The organism is Arenimonas caeni, assembly GCF_003024235.1.
Classification (GTDB): domain Bacteria; phylum Pseudomonadota; class Gammaproteobacteria; order Xanthomonadales; family Xanthomonadaceae; genus Arenimonas; species Arenimonas caeni.
In genome coordinates, this window is the sequence record NZ_KZ679096.1 from 43,485 (window position 1) to 60,739 (window position 17,255).

Genomic DNA, 17,255 nt, shown 5'->3' on the forward strand with positions numbered 1-17,255 from the left:
GGCGAATCCTTCTCAATCGTGGTGGAAATGCCGCTTGAACGGCACCGCGTCGGCGGCCGGTTCGCCCAGCGCCTGCGCCAGGCGGTGCCCGGCGTAAACCGCATGCGCGATCAGCCCGGGCGCTTCGCAATCGCCGATGCGCTGCACGCCGGCCAGGCCCGCGCCGGCCCAGTCGGCCTCGCGGGCCCGCAGTGCCTGGCAGAGCGCGTCTTCGGGCTGGCGCGAGGTGACGGTGACCAGCGCATCGATGGGGTGCAGGTGGGTCTCGCCGCTCCAGGCGTCCTCGAGCACCAGCTCGTGGCCGTCGAGCGCGCGCAGGCACTGCGACACCCGCACCTGCACGCCCAGCGAGGCCAGCCGCTTGCGCACGTGCCGGTATTCGAGCGTGTACTGGCCCCAGGGCGCCACCAGGTCCTCGGGCGTGACGAACAGCACCCGGCGGCCCGCGCGCGCCAGCGCCTCGGCCAGCACGGTGGCGTGGTAGCCACCGTCGTCGTCGTACACGGCCACCGTGCCTTCGGGCAGCGGGCCGTCCATCAGGTCGTCGGGCGTGAACACATTGGCCGCGTCGGCCAGGCCGGCGATGCCGGCGCCGTGCGTGCGGCCGGCGCCGTCGCGGCGCCAGCGCGCGCCGGTGGCGAGCACCACGTGGGCGGCGCCGAAGTCGAGCACGTCCTGGGCGCCGAGCATCGAGTCCAGGTACACCGCCACGTTGGGCAGCTTGTTGATCTGGCCCACGCGCCAGTCGCGCACCCGCGCCCACTCGGCCAGGCCGGGCAGTTTCGCCTCGCGGGCCACGCGGCCGCCCAGCGTTTTCGAAGCCTCGGCCAGCGCCACCTCGAAGCCCCGCTGGCCCAGCGCCCGCGCCGCCTCCAGGCCCGCCGGGCCGGCGCCGACCACCAGCACCTTCTCTGGCTTGCGCGCCGGCGCGATGCGCTCGGGGTGCCAGCCCTTGCGCCACTCCTCGCCCATCGACGGGTTCTGGGTGCAGCGGATCGGCGAGATGGTGTTGTCGCCCGAGACGCAGACGTTGCAGCCGATGCACTCGCGGATGTCCTCGAGCCGGCCCTCTTCGATCTTGCGCGGCAGGAAGGGATCGGCGATGGACGGCCGCGCGGCGCCGATCATGTCGAGCACGCCGCGGCGGATCTGCGAGACCATGGTGTCGGGCGAAGTGAAGCGGCCCACGCCCACCACCGGCTTGCTGGTGGCGCGCCTGACGAAGTTGACGAAGGGTTCCTGCGCCGCTTCGCCGCCGAAGCGCGAGGGCAGCGAGTCGTTGTACCAGGCGCTCACGTTCACGTCCCACAGGTCCGGCAGTTCGGCCAGCATGGCGACGATGTCGCGCGCTTCGGCCAGCTCCACGCCGTCCGGGCCCAGCATTTCCTCGGTGGCGAAACGCAGGGCCACGCCGCAGCGGTGGCCGACGGCGTCCTTGGTGTCCTCGATGAGCTCGCGCAGCAGGCGCACGCGGTTTTCCAGCGAGCCGCCGTATTCGTCGGTGCGCTGGTTACGGCGCCGCTGCAGGAAGTGCATGGCCAGCGACAGGTCGTGCGCCGCGTACACGTAGACGATGTCCATGCCGGCCTTCATGCCGCGCACGGCGGCCTCGCGGTGCCAGCGCCGGTACTCGCGGATGTCGGCCTTGTCCATCGCCCGCGCCTGCTGCGGGTAGCCGTACTTGGTGGGCTGGTGCGAGGGCGCGAGCAGGATCTCGCGCGAGAACAGGTTCGAGGCCGCCGGGCCGTTGTGGGTGAGCTCCACCGCGGCAAGCGCGCCATGCGCATGCACCTTCTCGCACATCAGCGCCAGCGCCGGGATGTCGCGGTCGTCCCACAGCCGCGCCTCGACGTAGGGCGTGAGATCGGAGCTGGGGTGGATCTCGCATTCCTCGGTGGAGATCACCGCCCAGCCGCCCTCGGCCTTCACCTCGCGCATGGCCGCGTGCGCCAGCGGCATCTGGTGGCCCATGCCGTTGCAGTGCGGCACCTGGAAGAAGCGGTTCTTCGCGGTCACCGGGCCGATCCGGACCGGCTCGAACAGGATGTCGTAGCGCGAGTCGCGCATCAGGCGGCCTCGTCGGCGGCGTAGGCGGCGCGCAGCTGCTGGTGGAAATGCCACAGCGCCGATTCGCGCTTCGGGCACAGGCGGCCGGCGTCATAGCTGCCCGACTCGAGCCCGCGCTGCACCGCCTCGCAGATGGCGATGTCCTCGGCCTGCACTTCGTCGCTGAACCCGCGGTCGACGGCAGCCAGGGCCTCGCCGGCCGGGCCGGGTGCGTAGAAATAGTCGAACTCCACCCGGCAGCGGCCCGGCCCCAGCGGCAGCACGCGGTTGGTCTGCAGGCGCCCGGGCAGGATGTTGAGCATCACGTTCGGGTAGACGAACCAGTAGAAGGCCTGGCCCTCGCCGTAGGCACTGGTCCCGCCGGCGTCGCGCAGCGGCGAGTGCTGCAGCGATTTCCAGGACAGCAGTTCGGTGTCGTAGGCACGGTAGTCGAGCACCTTCGACAGCCCCGGGTGCACGTGCGGCAGGTGGTAGCCCTCGAGGAAGTTGTCGACGTAGACCTTCCAGTCGCAGGCGATGTCGTAGTGGTCGCGGCGGGCGAAGCGCAGCGCCGCAAGGTCGATGGGCGCGATGCGTTCGGCGATGCCGCCGTACACCTCGTCGAAGCCGGGCGCCGCGTCGTCGGCGCAGACGAACACCAGGCCCTGCCACTGCGCCACGCGCAGCGCCGGCAGGCGGATGCCGGCCACGTCGAAATCCTTGGCGCCCTGCATCTCGGGCGCCGAACGCAGCTGGCCCTCGAGCGTGTAGGTCCAACCGTGGTACTTGCAGGTCAGCGCACGGGCGCCGCGGCCGTTGCACAGGGCCAGTGGCCCGGCGCGGTGCCGGCAGACGTTGGCGAAGGCGCGCAGCGTGCCGTCGGCGCCGCGCACCACGAGCACCGGCAGCCGGCCGACGGTGTCGACCACGTGGTCGCCGGCGCCTTCGAGCTGGTCGGCGCGCGCCACCAGCTGCCAGCTGCGCCCGAACACGGCGCGCAGGTCGCGCGCGTGCGCCGCCTCGCCGGCGTAGTGGCGGGCGGGCAGCGCGGTGGCCAGCTCAAGCGGGGTCGTGGGGGTCGCGGTTGGCATCGGGCGAGTGTATCGCCAGCGCCGCCAGCCGCGCCGCGAGCCCGCCGGCGCGCGCCATGCGCCGCACCAGCGCAGCCAGGGTACTCGAGGCCGGCGCCCACAGCTCGACCGAGCGCTTGGCGCGCGACAGGCCGGTGTAGAGCAGCTGGCGCGAGAGGATGCGGTGTTCCGGGTCGGGCGGCAGCAGCACCGCCACGTGCCCGTACTCGCTGCCCTGGGCTTTATGGATGGTGATGGCGAAGGCCGGCGCATGCGCCGGCAGCGCCGCCGGCGGCAGCGCACGCACGCCCTCGCCGCCGGCCGCGGCGAACCACACGCGCAGGCGGCCGTCGGCGTCGCGCAGGCACAGGCCGACGTCGCCGTTGAACAGGCGCGCGCCGTAGTCGTTGCGGGTCACCATCACCACCCGGCCCGGGTACCAGGCCAGGTCGGCGGGCACGCCCCAGGCCTGGCGCAGGCGGCACTCGATGGCCTCGTTGGCGGCTTCGGCGCCGAAGGGCCCGTCGCGCAGCGCGCACAGCAGCTGGCGCGCGGCCAGCCCGCCGAGCGCGGTGGCGGCGACCGCGCCGGCCTCGTCGCCCGCGGGGAGCGGGGCCGGCGGACCATCCGCGGCCAGTGCGTCGCTCCAGTGGCGCAGGCGGCGGGCCAGCGCGCCGGCGTCTTCCACGGCGAAGGAGCGGGCCAGGCCCTCGCTGCCGGCGAGCGCCGCCTGCAGCGCATCCGGATCGCCGCCGCGCACGGCTTCGTTGAGCGCCACCAGCGGCGCCACCGCGCGGAAGCTGTGGCGCAGCCGGACCAGCGCCGGCGATTCGCGCGCCTCGAGCACGGCCACCAGGTCCATCAGCACCGAGCCGGCGCCGACCGGGTCGAGCTGGTCGGCGTCGCCCACCAGCACCAGGGTGGCGCCGGGGCGCAGCGCGGCGAGCAGGGCGCGCAGCTGGTGCAAGTCGAGCATGGAGGCTTCGTCGATGACCACCACGCCGGCGTCCACCGGGTTTTCGGCGTCGCGCGAATAGCGGTTGCGGCTCGGCGACCAGCCCAGCAGGCGGTGCACGGTGAGCGCATGCGCGGTGGGCAGCGCGTCGAGGTGTTCGGCCCAGGCCGCGGGCAGCACGTCGCGCAGGCGCTCGCCCTCCTCGCGCAGCGACTGCACCAGGCGCTGCGCGGCCTTGCCCGTGGGCGCGGCCACGGCGATGCCGTCGCGGGCGGCGATGCCGTCGCGCAGCAGGCGCAGCAGCATGCGCAGCACGGTGGTGGTCTTGCCGGTGCCGGGGCCGCCGGTGAGCACCACCAGCCGGCGTCCGCCGACGGCGCGCACGGCCTGGCGCTGGGCGCCGTCGGTGGCCGGGTCGCCGCCGGGGAACAGCGCCGCGAGTTCCGCCTCGTCCATGCCCAGCGGCGTGGCGTCGGCCAGGCGCGCGGCCAGCGCGGCCGCCACTTCGCCTTCGTGCAGGTGGTTGCGCCACAGGTAGAAGCGGCCTTCGGCGTCGAGCACGAAGGGCGTGCGCACGCGGCCGTCGCCCACCAGCGGCTCGGCGCGCAGCGCGGCGGCCTCGTCGGCCGGCAGCGGCGGCAGCGCGGTGTCGCCGCGCAGCTCGGCCACGGCGGCGCGCGCGGCCAGCGCCGCCAGCGCCTCGCTGCCGCCATGGCCCAGCACCCAGCGCGCCAGCGCGCGTCCCAGCGCCCGCTCGGGCAGGCGGCCCTCGATGTCCACGCGCGGCTGCAGGCGGAAGTCGACGTGGCTCATGCCGCGGCCTCCTGCGCCGAGAACACGGCATTCACCGCGCGCACCAGCGCCGGGTCGAAAGCCTGGGTCCAGACGCCGGCGCCGGGTGCGTGGCCGGCGGCGCGTACGAAGAGATAAATCGCTTCGCCCAGGTGCTTCTCGGGCGAATACGCGGCCAGGCGCTGGCCCAGGTAACGATGCACGGCCACGGTGTAGAGCAGCGCCTGCAGGCGGTAGTGGTGCTGGTCCATGGCCTGCGCCAGCGCCGCGCCCTGGTAATCGCCCAGGCGCTCGCCCAGCCAGTTGCCCTTGTAGTCGAGGACGTGCACGCGGCCGGCGTGTTCGAACACCAGGTCGATCTTGCCGGTCATCAGGCCGCGCAGCTCGCCCCAGGCCAGCGGCGGCACCAGCCCGGGTTCGCCGTGCGCTGCACACGCCGCGCGCAGGGCCTCGAGGCGGGCGCCGTCGAGCGCGAAGTGGAAGGCCATCTCGGCGCGCTGCTTCGCCGGCGGCACGTCGCCCAGGCGCAGGCCCGGCAGCAGTTCGGCCTGCAGGGCGGCGTCGAGCTGGGCGGCGAGGCGCGGCACCAGCGCCTCGAGTGGCTCGCCGCTGGCGCGCACGCCGTGCAGGGCCAGCTGGCGGGCCAGCAGCGCGGGCTGCCGGGCGAAGGGTTTGTCGTGGTCGCGGGTTTCGAAGGCCAGGTGCACCGCGTTGCCGAAGGCCGGGCCGCGCACGGAGGCCAGCGCGAGCAGGGCCGGGTGCGGGGTGTCGTCGATGTCCTCCACCGGCTCGGGTGCGAGCGGCTCGGCCTCGTCGTCGGCCGGCGCTTCCTCCTCGGCGCTGCGGCGGGCGCCGCCGACCAGGGCCGAGAAGCTCAGGCGCTGGCGCAGGCGCGCGGGCGTCGGCATCGGCAGCGCCTCGCGGGCCGCGTTCCCGCCGGCATCGCGTGCCAGCGGCGCGGCGTCCGCCGGCCAGCCTTCGAGCCACGACGCGCCGGGCAGCGCCGGCAGCGCGGCAGGGACGCCCAGGCGCTCGAGCATGGCGTCCAGCGGCGAGCGCTCGGGATCGGTCGGCGCGGCGGACGAGCGCTTGTCCTTGGGCCGGTCGGGCGGCAGCGCATACACGTGGCAGGCGTGGATGGCGCGGGTGAGCGCGACGTAGAGCACTCGGAAGCGTTCGTCCTGCGCCTCGTGCTTGGCCAACTCGCGCGCGGCCGGGTCGAAGCGCGCCTCGCGGCCGGGCTGGCCGCCCGCGGGCAGCAGGTAGGGCGCGCCCTGGCGGTCGCTCCAGGCGTGCGCCCACATCAGCGGCAGGAACACGATGGGGAACTCGAGGCCCTTGGCGCGATGCAGGGTCATCAGCTGCACGCGGCGCGCGTCGGACTCGATGCGCAGCTGGCGCTCCTCGCTGTCGGGCGCCTCGCCGTCCTCGTCCAGGCGCTGTTCGGCCAGCCAGGCCAGCAGCGCGTGCGGGCCGAGGCCCGCCTCGGCCTGCTGCTGCAGCAGCTCGCCCAGGTGGCGCAGGTCGGTGAGGTCGCGCTCGCCGCCGGCGTGGGCCAGCAGGCGCGGCGCCGCGGCTTCGGCCAGGGCCAGCACCACGGGCAGTACGCCCTCGCGGCGCCAGAGCGCGCGCAGCTGCTGCAGGCGCTCGCCGATGGCGTCGCCCGCGTCTTCGCCCGCGGCCAGCGCGGCCACCTGCGCCAGCGTGCCGCCCCACAGGCGCGTGAGCACGGCGGCGCGCAGCACGCCTTCGTCCTCGGGGCTGGCCAGGGCCTGCAGCAGCACCTGCAGCTCGAAGGCCCAGTCGCTGTCGAACACGCTGGCGCGCGCGCCGCCGACGCAGGGTACATTCAGGCGCAGCAGCTCGGTACGCAGGGCGCTGATGTCGTTGTTGGTGGGCAGCAGCACGGCGATGTCGCCCGGCGCCACGCGCTCGCGGACGATCTTGCCGGCGCGCTTGTGGTCGATGGTCTGCGCCGGATCGGCCAGCAGCGTGGCGATGTGCGCGGCGCAGGCCTTGAGCGCGGCGCGCTTGCGCTCGGGCTGCGCGGCGGGCGGGTTGCGCCACAGGTGCAGGGCCAGCGGCGCGGCCACGGGCTGGCCATCAATGAGGTAAGGCGTTTGCGCCTGACGGTCGCTGGCCTTGACCGCCTCGTAGCGGATGGCGTCGTCCTCGCGCGAGCTCAGCCGCTCGCCCGCCGCGGCGTAGAGCCCGTTCACCGCCTCGACCAGGGTCGCCGAGGAGCGATGGTTGGTGTCGAGCGAGAGCCGGTGCCCGGCGTGTTCGCGCGCGCGCAGGTAGGCGTGCACGTCGCCGCCGCGGAAGCCGTAGATGGCCTGCTTGGGGTCGCCGATCATCACCAGCCGGCCGCGCGGCTCGTCGTCAGCGCCGCGGTAGAGGCGGTCGAGGATGCCGTACTGCTGGTCGTCGGTGTCCTGGAACTCGTCCACCAGGGCCACCGGCCAGTCGGCGAACAGCGCGTCGGCCAACGCCGGGCGCGAGGCCACGGCCGCGTGGGCCTGGCGGATCATCTCGTCGAAGGTGGTCTGCCCGCGCGCGGCCAGGCGCTGGTCGCGCCAGGCGGTGACGCGGGCGAGTTGCTCGAGCCAGAAACGCTGCTCGGCGACGTGGCGGCTGTCGAGCAGGCGCGGCACCGCCGCGCGCAGCGAAGCGAGCACGGGCAGGGCCGCGAACTCGTCCAGACGATCGGGCTTGACCTGGCCGTCGAGCTCTATCGCCAGCAAGGTCTCGAGGTTGTCGTCGCGGTTCTTCCAGGGCTGTCCGCCCAGACCCTCGACCAGACCAAGCAGGGCATTGCGAAGCTTGGCGTTCTTGCGCGTGAACCAGGCCGGCTCGTCGGCGAGCTCGCGCAGCGGCGCGAGCAGCGTCGGTGCGAGGTCGGCGACCACCTCCGCCCAACTCTCCTTGCCCGCGACGATGCGCACGCCCGGCCGCAGCAGCGAACGCAGCTTGGCGCTGAAGCCCGAGAGCTTCATTTCCGGGTCGCCGGCGCGTCCAAGCGCGCCGCCATCGGACTGCCGCAGCACGCGCCAGGCGTCGCGCGCGAGTTCATCGAGCAGCGCGGCGCCCGAGGTGGGCTCGGCCGGCTCGGTGCCGTGGCCGCTTTCCAGCGGGTGCTCGGCCAGGATGCCCTGGCACAGCCCGTGCAGCGTGCGGATCGGCGCGCGGTCGAAATCGGCCAGCGCCAGGCGCAGGCGGCGCAGGTCTTCGGCGTGGGTGGCGTCGTCGTTCGTCCAGCGCGACAGCAGCCAGGCTTCGTCCTCGCCCTTCGCGGCCTCGGGCGCGGGGCGCTCCGCCGCCAGCGCCAGCGCCTGGTGCAGCCGCTGGCGCAGGCGCTCGCGCAGTTCCTGCGCGGCGGCGTCGGTGAAGGTGGTGACGACGATCTGCTGCACCGACAGCGGCTCGGTCGGCTCGAGCAGCAGCCGCCACCACAGCACGCCGATGGTCCAGGTCTTGCCGGTGCCGGCGCTGGCCTCGACCAGGGCGCGGCCGCCGGGGCCCAGCGGGAGATCACGCCAGTGGGCGACTGTGACGGGGCCGCTCACGAGGCACCCTCCTCGTCGGGGTCCATCGCCTGCTTCAGGGCCAGGCCGAGGTCGGACAGCGCAACACGCCAACTCTCGTCCTCGCCGGGCTCGATGCCGCGGCCGAGCAGGCGCGTGTAACCCGGCGCGTAGCGGCGCTCGCGCGGCCATGCCTCGTCGGCGTCCTTGTCGTTGGCCACGGCCCAGCTGGTGCGCGGGAAATAGGGCCACGGGTCGGTGGCCGGGCGCGCGGCGGCAGACAGCAGGAAATGCAGCTTGGTTTCGAGCGTGGCGAGCAGGTCGGCGCGCTTGCCTGCGTCGGCGGACAGGAGGCGCTCGTCCCACGCCGCCAGCGCATCCTGCCAAGGCGTCGCCGGCGGCTTGCCGACCTTGCCCACCAGGGCCACGACGCGCACGCGGCGCTGCGCATTCTCCGGCGCCAAACGGCACAGCGCCCAGGCCAGGAACAGCGGCAGGCGCTGGCGGAAATCGAGCGACGATTCCTTGTCCACGTTCGGGAAAACGCCCGTGGCGAACAACCAGCCCTCGCGGCCGCGCACGTTGTCGAGCTCGCCGGTCAATTCGAAGCCGGCGACCGAACGGGCGATGGCGGGCTGCACCGGCGGCGCCAGCGCGGGCTCCAGCAGCGGCCGCGCGTCGTCGCGCCCGCGCGCCACCTCGACCAGCGCCTCCGCCGCCTTGAGCTCCTCCTTCCAGGCCTGCTTGCCGAACTCGCCCGGCGGCAGCACGCCGCCCAGCACCAGGTGCTCGGGCGCGGGGCCGTCGAGCTTGAAGGACGGATCCGAGAGCGCCGCCTCGCACAGCGCGCGCGCCTGCCGGTCGAACACGTCGAGCTTCGACTCCAGCGGCTCGTCGGCCGACAGCCGGCGCTCGCCCAGGGCATCGAGGCGCACGCCGAGCTCGTCGGCCAGCAGCAGGCGCGCCGGATCGCGGCACCAGGTGAGCACGCGCCGGAGCGACAACTCGCCGCCGCCCACCATCGCGCCGGGCAGCGGCGTGAGCAGCGCGGGCGCATCCGGCGCGCCGCCCACCATCGCCGCAAACGCGGGATTGAAGCTGCGCAGCGCAGGATCGGTGCCGAAGTACGCACCGTCGAAGGGCTGCAGCGGATGGTCCACGCGCCAGGGCGGCGCAGCGCCGGCGTCCGCGGCCCGCGGCAGCACCGCCATCAGCTCGGCCAGCGGCGCGGCCGGGTTGCGCGGCGAGCCGTCGCGCGCATCGAAGCCCAGCCATGACAGGTGCAGGCGGTCGCGCGCGGCCATCACCGTTTCCAGGAACAGGTAGCGGTCGTCGCTGCGGGTGTCGCGGTCGCCGAGGCGGCGCAGGCCTTCGCGGCGGATCGGGTCGAGGCCGGCGTCCGGATCCTGGCGCGGGTAGTCGCCTTCATTGAGGCCGAGCACGGCGACGACACGGAAGGGGATGGCGCGCTGCGGCACCATGCCGCACACCGTCATGCCGCCGGCCAGGAAGCGCTGGCGCTCGGGCACGGCAGCCAGGCGCTCCTCGACCCAGGCGCGGACGATGGCGAAATCCAGCGGCGGATCGAGGCCGGCCTCGGCGGGCTCGGTGGCCAGCGCGCGCAGCGCGGCGCGAAGCGTGTCGAGGGCATCGCGCGCGCCGTCGTCGGCGGGGTCGGGCTGGAACAGCGCGTCGAGCAACGACTCCAGGCGCGCGGCCCAGGCGCTGGCCGGGCGCGGCCGCGCGGCGTCGGCGCGCAGCTGGGCGATCTGCGCCAGGGCGTGGTCGAGCGCACCCAGCACCACGCCCGCGCCGGCCACGCCGGGCACCGGCGCGATGCGCTCGCCGCCGACGTCGAGCACGCTGGCCGGGTCGTCCTCGCCGTGCACGTGGCTGGCGATGAGCCGGTCCATCGCCCACGACAGCGTGTGCGCGGCGATGCCCGGCACGCCCAGCGCGGCACGCGCGTCGGGATCCAGGCCCCAGGCGGCGCGCGCGCCGGCCAGCGCCTGCTCGAGACGCAGCAGGCCGTCCTCGTCCAGGCCCAGGCGGCGGGCGATGTCGGGCTGGGAGAGCAGGTCGAGCAGCTCGGGTGCGGTGCCGCGCGAGACCACGAAGCCGAGCAGCTGCCGGAACGCGGCCAGCAGCGGCTGCGCGCGGCCGGTGGGCACGTCGGCCAGGTGGTAGGGCAGCGGCACCGACGGATCGCCCGGCGCGCCGAACACCGCCGGCAGCAGCGGCAGGTAGGCGCGGATGTCGGGCGCCATCACCACGATGTCGCCGGGCAGCAGCGTGGGGTCGTCGCGGCGCGCCTGCAGGATCGCGTCGCGCAGGGCCTCGAGTTCGCGCAGGCGGGTGTGGCAGGCGTGCACGCGCAGCGAGGCGTCCTCACGTCGCGCGGCCTGCGGGCGCGGATCGGAAGCCAGCAGCGCCGGGTCGAGGCGGCGCAGGCTTTCCTGCAGGCGCTCGAGCAGGGTCGCGGGCTCGCGGTCTTGGTCGTGCTCGTCGCGGTAGTGGCGCATGTCCACGGCGGCGTCGAGCGCCTGCACCTGCAGCATGAAGTGCTGGCCCAGCCGGCCCCAGGCCGCCAGTAGCGGGTGCGCCTGGCCTAGGAAGGTGTCCTCGGCGCTGCGCGAGTGCGGGTCGGCGGCCAGCTCGAGCAGGCGCGCACGTTCGGTCCTAAGGCCGCCCCAGAACTCGCGGCAGGGGTCGGGCACGTAGAACACCACCGGCCGGTGCGCGGCCAGCGCGTGCAGCACGCGCAGCTCGGCGGGCGCGAGATGGCTGAGGCCGAACACATGCAGCGGCTCGCGCGCGCCGATGTCGGGCTGCCCGCCGGTGAGCGCCTGCTCGAGCTCGGCCAGGCGCTCGCCGCGGTGCGGCAAGCCAACCGCCTGGCGCAGCGCGCGCCACAGCGCCGGGTGGAAGCCGGCCTGCTCGAAGCTCGGCCGCCCGCGGGCCCACTCGCGCAGCCAGTCGGGGCGGTAAGCCATGTATTGCGAGTAGATGCGCGCCAGGCGGTCGGCCAGCTGGAAGCGGCGCCGGCCGCTGTCGTCACCCTCCAGGGCGGCGCGCAAGGTGGGGTCGTCGCTGGCCTCGAGCAGGGTGAACAGGCGCCAGCGCAGGTGCTCGCGGCGCCAGGCCGCGGGCGAGGTGGCGCCCTGCCCCAGCACCTGGCCGGCCAGGCGGTCGAGGAAGCCCGAGGGCAGCAGGATGTCAAGGTTGGCGACGATGCCGCCCGCGCCGCGCCGCGAAGCCAGCGCGCCGGCCAGCCACTGGCGCATGCCCGGGTGCGCGGCCACGACGGTTTGCGGCGCCAGCAGCCCCTCGGGCGGCTGCTGCACCAGCAAATGGTCGAGCGGCACCAGCAGCGCCTCCAGGCGGCTGGCCCGGAACACCGTGATCCCCTCGCTGGCGCGCTGCTTCCAGTCCCCGCTCATCCCCTACAGCCTAGCCGATGACGGTGGCCAGCTTGCCGCGAGGATGTCTCAGGGCGCGAGACCGGCGCCGGGCGCGGCCGCCCGGTAGAATGCCGGCCATGGACATCTTCAAGTCATTCACCCTGGAGGCCGCGCACCGGCTGCCGAACGTGCCCGAGGGGCACAAGTGCGCGCGCGTGCACGGCCACAGCTTCCGGGTCGAGCTGCACGTCTCGGGCGAGGTCGGCGAACGCACCGGCTGGGTGATGGACTTCGGCGACATCAAGGCCGCCTTCAAGCCGCTCTACGACCAGCTCGACCACCACTACCTCAACGACATCGCCGGCCTGGACAACCCGACCAGCGAGAACCTCGCGATCTGGATCTGGGACCACCTCAAGCCCGCCCTGCCCCTGCTCAGCGCCGTGGTGGTGCACGAAACCTGCACCTCGGGCTGCCGCTACACCGGGCCGCGCTGACTCAGGCGCCCAGGCGGGCGAGTACGCGGCGCAGGCTGGTGCCCACCTGCGCGCAGTCCATGTTGGGGTCGCGCACGCAGGCGGTGATGACGCCGTCCACCAGGCAGCGCAGGGTCATGGTGCGGCAGCGCAGGGCTTCCTCGCTCAGCTCCAGCCCGCGCGACTGCGCATCGCGCCGCACGATGTCGGCGAAGTCGGCACTGATCTCGCGCTCCTGCTCGGCCACCATCGCCGCCACTTCCGGGTCGCGGCTCGATTCGGCGCTGATCTCGAGGAACAGCGCCGGATCGAAGGTGTCGTCCTCGTCGCCGGCGCGCCAGCGGTGCAGCTTCTCGACCAGCTTGTCGACCAGGTCGTCGAAGGTGGCGATGGCGCACAGGTCTTGGGTGCGGCGCGCGCGCTGCTCCTCGGTGATGGCCTGGATGATCGCCGCCTTCGAGGCGAAGTAGCGGTAGATCAGGCCCTGGCTCATGCCCGCTTCCTTGGCGATGGCCGACATGGCCGCGCCGTGGAAGCCCTTCTCCGAGAAGCACTTGCGCGCCGCCTCGAGGATGCGCACGCGCTGGCTTTCCTGGCGCTCGCGCGCCTTGGCTCCGCCGCCGGCCGGCATCGGGCTCACGCAGCGCGCTCCTTGCGATAGAAGACGCGGCGCACCACCACGAAGAACAGCGGGATGAAGAAGATGCCCAGGAAGGTGCCGCTGAGCATGCCGCCGATCACGCCGGTGCCGATCGCCCGCTGGGCGCCCGAACCGGCGCCGGTGGCGATGACCAGCGGCAGCACGCCGAAGCCGAAGGCGATCGAGGTCATCAGGATCGGGCGCAGGCGGTCGCGGATGGCGGCCAGCGTGGCCTCCACCAGCTCCATGCCGCTCTCGAGGTTGGACTTGGCGAACTCGATGATCAGCACCGCGTTCTTGCTCGACAGGCCTACCGTGGTGAGCATGCCCACCTGGAAGTACACGTCGCGCTCCAGCCCGCGCAGCCAGGTGAAGGCCACCGTGCCCAGGATGCCCAGCGGCACCACCAGCAGCACCGAGGTCGGGATCGTCCAGCTCTCGTAGAGCGCGGCCAGGCACAGGAACACGATCAGCAGCGACAGCGCGTACAGCAGCGGCACCTGCGCATCGGCCACGCGCTCCTGGTAGGACGCACCCGACCATTCGAGGCCGAAGCCCTGCGGCAGCTGGCCGGCCAGCCGCTCCATCTCGGCCATGGCCTCGCCCGAGCTCACGCCCGGGGCGGCCATGCCGGTGAGGTTGACCGCCGGCACGCCGTTGTAGCGCTCCAGGCGCGGCGAACCGTATTCCCAGCGCCAGCTGGCGAAGGACGCGAACGGCACCATCTCGCCGGCATTATTGCGCACGTACCAGAGGTTGAAGTCCTCGGGAACCATGCGGTACGGCGCGTCGGACTGCACGTAGACGCGCTTGACCCGGCCGCGGTCGATGAAGTCGTCGATGTAGCGCCCGCCCCAGGCCAGCGACAGCGTGTTGTTGATCTCGGCGATCGACACGCCGAGCGCGGCGGCCTTGGCGTTGTCCACGTCGATGCGGAACTGCGGCGTGTCTTCCTGGCCGTTCGGGCGCACCTGCATCAGCAGCGGGCTCTGCCCGGCCATGCCCAGCAGCTGGTTGCGCGCCGCCATCAGCGCCTCGTGGCCCTGGCCCTGGTTGTCCTTCAGGTACAGGTTGAAGCCACCCGTGGTGCCGAGCTCGGTGACCGGCGGCGGCGCCAGCGCGAACACCATCGCGTCCTTGATCTGCATGAAGCGGCCCATGGCCCGGCCGACCAGCGCGTCGACGCTCGACTCGGGCGTGGTGCGCTCGTCCCACTCCTTGAGCTTCACGAACACCATGCCGTTGTTCTGGCCGCTGCCGGCGAAGCTGAAGCCCTGCACCGAGAAGGTCGACTCGATGTGCTCGGCCTCGCTCTCGAGGTAGTGCGCCTCGACCTGCTCCATCACCGCCTGCGTGCGCTCCTGGGTGGCGCCGACCGGCGCCTGCACGATGGTGAAGAGCACGCCCTGGTCTTCGTCGGGCAGGAAGGACGAGGGCACGATGCGGAACAGGCCCACCATCACCACCGCCAGCACCAGGTAGATGGCCAGGAAGCGGCCGCCGCGGCGCAGCATGCCGCCGACGAAGCCCTGGTAGCGCTTGTTGCCGGCGTCGAAGCGGTTGTTGAACCACTTGAAGAAGCCCTTCTCGCCGTGGTGCTCGCCCTTCTTGAGCGGCTTGAGCATGGTGGCGCACAGCGCCGGCGTGAGGACGATCGCCACCAGCACCGACAGGCCCATCGCCGAGACGATGGTGGCGGTGAACTGGCGGTAGATGACGCCGGTCGAGCCGGTGAGGAAGCCCATCGGGATGAACACCGCCGCCAGCACCAGGCCGATGCCGACCAGGGCGCCGGTGATCTGGTCCATGGACTTGCGCGTGGCCTCGACCGGGCTCAGGCCCTCCTCGCTCATCACGCGCTCGACGTTCTCGACCACCACGATGGCGTCGTCCACCAGCAGGCCGATGGCCAGCACCATGGCGAACATGGTGAGCATGTTGATCGAGAAGCCCAGCGCCAGCAGGATGCCCAGCGTGCCCAGCAGCACCACCGGCACGGCGATGGTGGGGATGAGCGTGGCGCGGAAGTTCTGCAGGAACAGGAAGATCACCAGGAACACCAGCACCACCGCCTCGAGCAGGGTCTTGACGACCTCGTTGATCGAGACGCGCACGAAGGGCGTGGTGTCGAACGGCACCACGACCTCGAGGCCGGGCGGGAAGCTCGGCTTCATCTGCTCCATCAGCGCGGCCACGCCGTCGGCGGTGGCCAGGGCGTTGGCGTTGGTCGCCAGCGACACCGCCACGCCCGAGGCGGGCTTGCCGTTGTAGCGGCTGATGACCGAATAGTTCTCGGAACCCAGCTCCACCCGGGCCACGTCGCCCAGGCGCAGGGTCGAGCCATCCGGGTGGGCGCGCACGATGATGTCGCGGAACTGTTCGGGGGTCTGCAGGCGGTCCTGCGCGGTGATGGTGGCGTTGATCTGCTGGCCGTCGATGGCCGGCGTGCCGCCGAGCTGGCCGACCGCCACCTGGGCGTTCTGCGCCTGGATGGCCGCGACCACGTCGGAGGGCGCGAGCTGGTAGGTGTTGAGCTTGCCCGGGTCGAGCCAGATGCGCATGGCGTACTTGCCGCCGAACACCTGCACGCTGCCGACGCCCGGCACGCGGCTGAGCGGGTCGACGATGTTGGCCGAGACGTAGTCGGAGATGTCGTTGCGGTCCATCGAACCGTCGGACGACACGAAGCCCAGCACCTGCAGGAAGCCCGAGGAGGCCTTGTTCACCGAGATACCCTGCTGCTGCACGATGCCGGGCAGCAGCGCGGTGGCCAGCTGCAGCTTGTTCTGCACCTGCACCTGGGCGATGTCGGGGTCGGTTCCGGTGGCGAACGTCAGCGTCACCGACACCGAACCGTTGGAGTCGGAGGTCGAGGACAGGTAGTCGAGGCCGTCAAGGCCGGTCATCGCCTGCTCGATGATCTGGGTCACCGAGTTCTCGGCCGCCTGCGCCGAGGCGCCGGGGTAGCTGGCGTTGATGGTGATGGTGGGCGGCGCGATCGTCGGGTAGCGGGAGATCGGCAGCTGGGTCAGCGCCAGGGCGCCGGCCAGCATGATGATGATGGCGATCACCCAGGCGAAGATCGGGCGGTCGATGAAGAACCTTGCCATGATCGGATCCCCTGCTTATTCGGCGACGTTGGCGTCGGCCGGCGCTTCGCCGGCTTCGACCGCCCGCGCCGGGGCGCCGGGCTGCACTTTCTGCAGGCCCTCGATGATCATGCGGTCGCCGGCCTGCAGGCCCGCGTCGACCAGCCACTGGTCGCCGATGGTGCGGCTGACCTGCACCACGCGCGCTTCGACCGTGCCTTCGGCGGTGACCACCAGCGCGGTGGCGTTGCCCTTCGGGTCGCGGCTGATGCCCTGCTGCGGCGCCAGCACGCCTTCCGGGCGGGTGCCCAGTTCGACCACCGTGCGCACGTACATGCCCGGCAGCAGCAGGTGGTCGGGGTTGGGCACGCGCACGCGCAGGGCGTAGCTGCCGGTGCCCGGGTCGACGGTGACGTCGGTGAACTCGAGCACGCCGGCGTGCGGGTAGGCGCTGCCGTCCTCGAGCAGCAGGGTCGCGCCGATGCGGTCCTGCTCGAGCCGGCCGGCTTCGATGTCCTTGCGCAGCTGCATCAGCTCGCTGGCCGACTGGGCCAGGTCGACGTACATCGGGTCGAGCTGCTGCACCGTCACCAGCGCCTGGGCCTGGTTGGCGTTGACCAGGGCGCCCTGGGTGACGCTGGACTTGCCGGCGCGGCCGTCGATGGGCGAGCTGATGCGGGTGTAACCCAGGTTCACCTCGGCCGACTGCAGCGCGGCGCGGTAGGCGGCCACGTCGGCGGCGGCCTCGGCGGCGGCAGCCTGGGTGCGCTCGTGGTCCTGCTGGCTGACCAGGTTTTCCTTGACCAGCTCGGTGGAACGCTCGGCGGCCAGGCGCGCCGACTCGGCCGAGGCGCGGGCACGGGCCAGGTTGGCGGCGGCGGCGTCACGCGCGGCGCGATAGGTGGCGTCGTCGAGCTGGTAGAGCACCTGGCCGGCCTTGACCAGGCCGCCTTCGTCGAACAGTCGCTCGCGGACGATGCCGGTGGCCTGCGGGCGAACCTCGGCGACCACGAAGGGCACGGTGCGGCCGGCCAGTTCGCGGGTGAGCGGCACGGGCTGGCTCTTGAGCGTCACCACGGTGACTTCGGGCGCGGGCATCTGCATCTGCCCGGCTTCGCCGGAGCAGCCAGCCAGCGCGACGCCGGCACCGAGCAGCAGCGCCAGCGGGCGCCAGGAGCGGGGGGAAACGGACATGGGAAAGCCTCGGAAAGGGAAAGCGGCGGCCGCGCCAAAAGGCGCCGACCAGAAAGAATGAACGGTCA

Annotated in this window: 9 protein-coding genes; 1 reads left to right on the forward strand and 8 read right to left on the reverse strand. The window is 73.1% G+C overall.

Annotation, left to right across the window (positions count from 1 at the left end; translation table 11 throughout):
- Positions 1-12 precede the first annotated feature (12 nt).
- The 5 genes from C6N40_RS11375 to recC are packed head-to-tail and all read right to left on the reverse strand — an operon-like array spanning position 13 to position 11,827.
- The gene (locus tag C6N40_RS11375) at positions 13-2,067 is read right to left on the reverse strand and encodes an oxidoreductase (RefSeq protein ID WP_106991152.1); all 2,055 of its coding nucleotides are present in this window, start codon (positions 2,065-2,067) and stop codon (positions 13-15) included.
- Positions 2,067-3,137, reverse strand: a complete 1,071-nt coding sequence (locus C6N40_RS11380; RefSeq protein WP_106991153.1) for an aromatic ring-hydroxylating oxygenase subunit alpha — start codon at positions 3,135-3,137, stop codon at positions 2,067-2,069. Before C6N40_RS11380 ends, C6N40_RS11375 begins: the two co-directional genes overlap by 1 nt.
- The gene (gene recD / locus C6N40_RS11385; RefSeq protein ID WP_106991154.1) at positions 3,106-4,884 is read right to left on the reverse strand and encodes an exodeoxyribonuclease V subunit alpha; all 1,779 of its coding nucleotides are present in this window, start codon (positions 4,882-4,884) and stop codon (positions 3,106-3,108) included. Before recD ends, C6N40_RS11380 begins: the two co-directional genes overlap by 32 nt.
- A complete protein-coding gene (locus C6N40_RS11390) occupies positions 4,881-8,429 on the reverse strand; it encodes a UvrD-helicase domain-containing protein (RefSeq protein WP_162782201.1) in 3,549 nt (1,182 codons plus the stop codon). The genes recD and C6N40_RS11390 overlap by 4 nt, the downstream gene beginning before the upstream one ends.
- Positions 8,426-11,827, reverse strand: a complete 3,402-nt coding sequence (gene recC, locus C6N40_RS11395; protein ID WP_106991156.1) for an exodeoxyribonuclease V subunit gamma — start codon at positions 11,825-11,827, stop codon at positions 8,426-8,428. Before recC ends, C6N40_RS11390 begins: the two co-directional genes overlap by 4 nt.
- Before the next feature lie 98 nt (positions 11,828-11,925).
- On the opposite strand from recC, the gene queD reads away from it, so the two are divergent.
- Positions 11,926-12,285 carry a 6-carboxytetrahydropterin synthase QueD gene (gene queD, locus C6N40_RS11400; RefSeq protein ID WP_106991157.1) on the forward strand — a complete coding sequence of 120 codons (360 nt, stop codon included), beginning with the start codon at positions 11,926-11,928 and terminating at the stop codon, positions 12,283-12,285.
- Between the two features lies 1 nt (position 12,286).
- Here the strand turns inward: queD and C6N40_RS11405 are convergent, their stop codons facing one another.
- The 3 genes from C6N40_RS11405 to C6N40_RS11415 are packed head-to-tail and all read right to left on the reverse strand — an operon-like array spanning position 12,287 to position 17,187.
- On the reverse strand, positions 12,287-12,895 hold the full coding sequence (locus tag C6N40_RS11405; protein WP_106991158.1) for a TetR/AcrR family transcriptional regulator: 609 nt from the start codon (positions 12,893-12,895) through the stop codon (positions 12,287-12,289).
- 5 nt (positions 12,896-12,900) lie between these two features.
- Positions 12,901-16,014, reverse strand: a complete 3,114-nt coding sequence (locus C6N40_RS11410; protein WP_106991159.1) for an efflux RND transporter permease subunit — start codon at positions 16,012-16,014, stop codon at positions 12,901-12,903.
- 15 nt (positions 16,015-16,029) lie between these two features.
- Positions 16,030-17,187, reverse strand: coding sequence for an efflux RND transporter periplasmic adaptor subunit (locus tag C6N40_RS11415; RefSeq protein ID WP_106991160.1), 1,158 nt, complete (start codon positions 17,185-17,187; stop codon positions 16,030-16,032).
- Positions 17,188-17,255: the final 68 nt, after the last annotated feature.

Bases quoted from the DNA above. Each gene is read 5' to 3' on its own strand.
- C6N40_RS11375 (WP_106991152.1), bottom strand. From the start codon at position 2,067: ATGCGCGACTCGCGCTACGACATCCTGTTCGAGCCGGTCCGGATCGGC.
- C6N40_RS11380 (WP_106991153.1), bottom strand. From the start codon at position 3,137: ATGCCAACCGCGACCCCCACGACCCCGCTTGAGCTGGCCACCGCGCTG.
- recD (WP_106991154.1), bottom strand. From the start codon at position 4,884: ATGAGCCACGTCGACTTCCGCCTGCAGCCGCGCGTGGACATCGAGGGC.
- recC (WP_106991156.1), bottom strand. From the start codon at position 11,827: ATGAGCGGGGACTGGAAGCAGCGCGCCAGCGAGGGGATCACGGTGTTC.
- queD (WP_106991157.1), top strand. From the start codon at position 11,926: ATGGACATCTTCAAGTCATTCACCCTGGAGGCCGCGCACCGGCTGCCG.
- C6N40_RS11405 (WP_106991158.1), bottom strand. From the start codon at position 12,895: ATGCCGGCCGGCGGCGGAGCCAAGGCGCGCGAGCGCCAGGAAAGCCAG.
- C6N40_RS11410 (WP_106991159.1), bottom strand. From the start codon at position 16,014: ATGGCAAGGTTCTTCATCGACCGCCCGATCTTCGCCTGGGTGATCGCC.
- C6N40_RS11415 (WP_106991160.1), bottom strand. From the start codon at position 17,187: ATGTCCGTTTCCCCCCGCTCCTGGCGCCCGCTGGCGCTGCTGCTCGGT.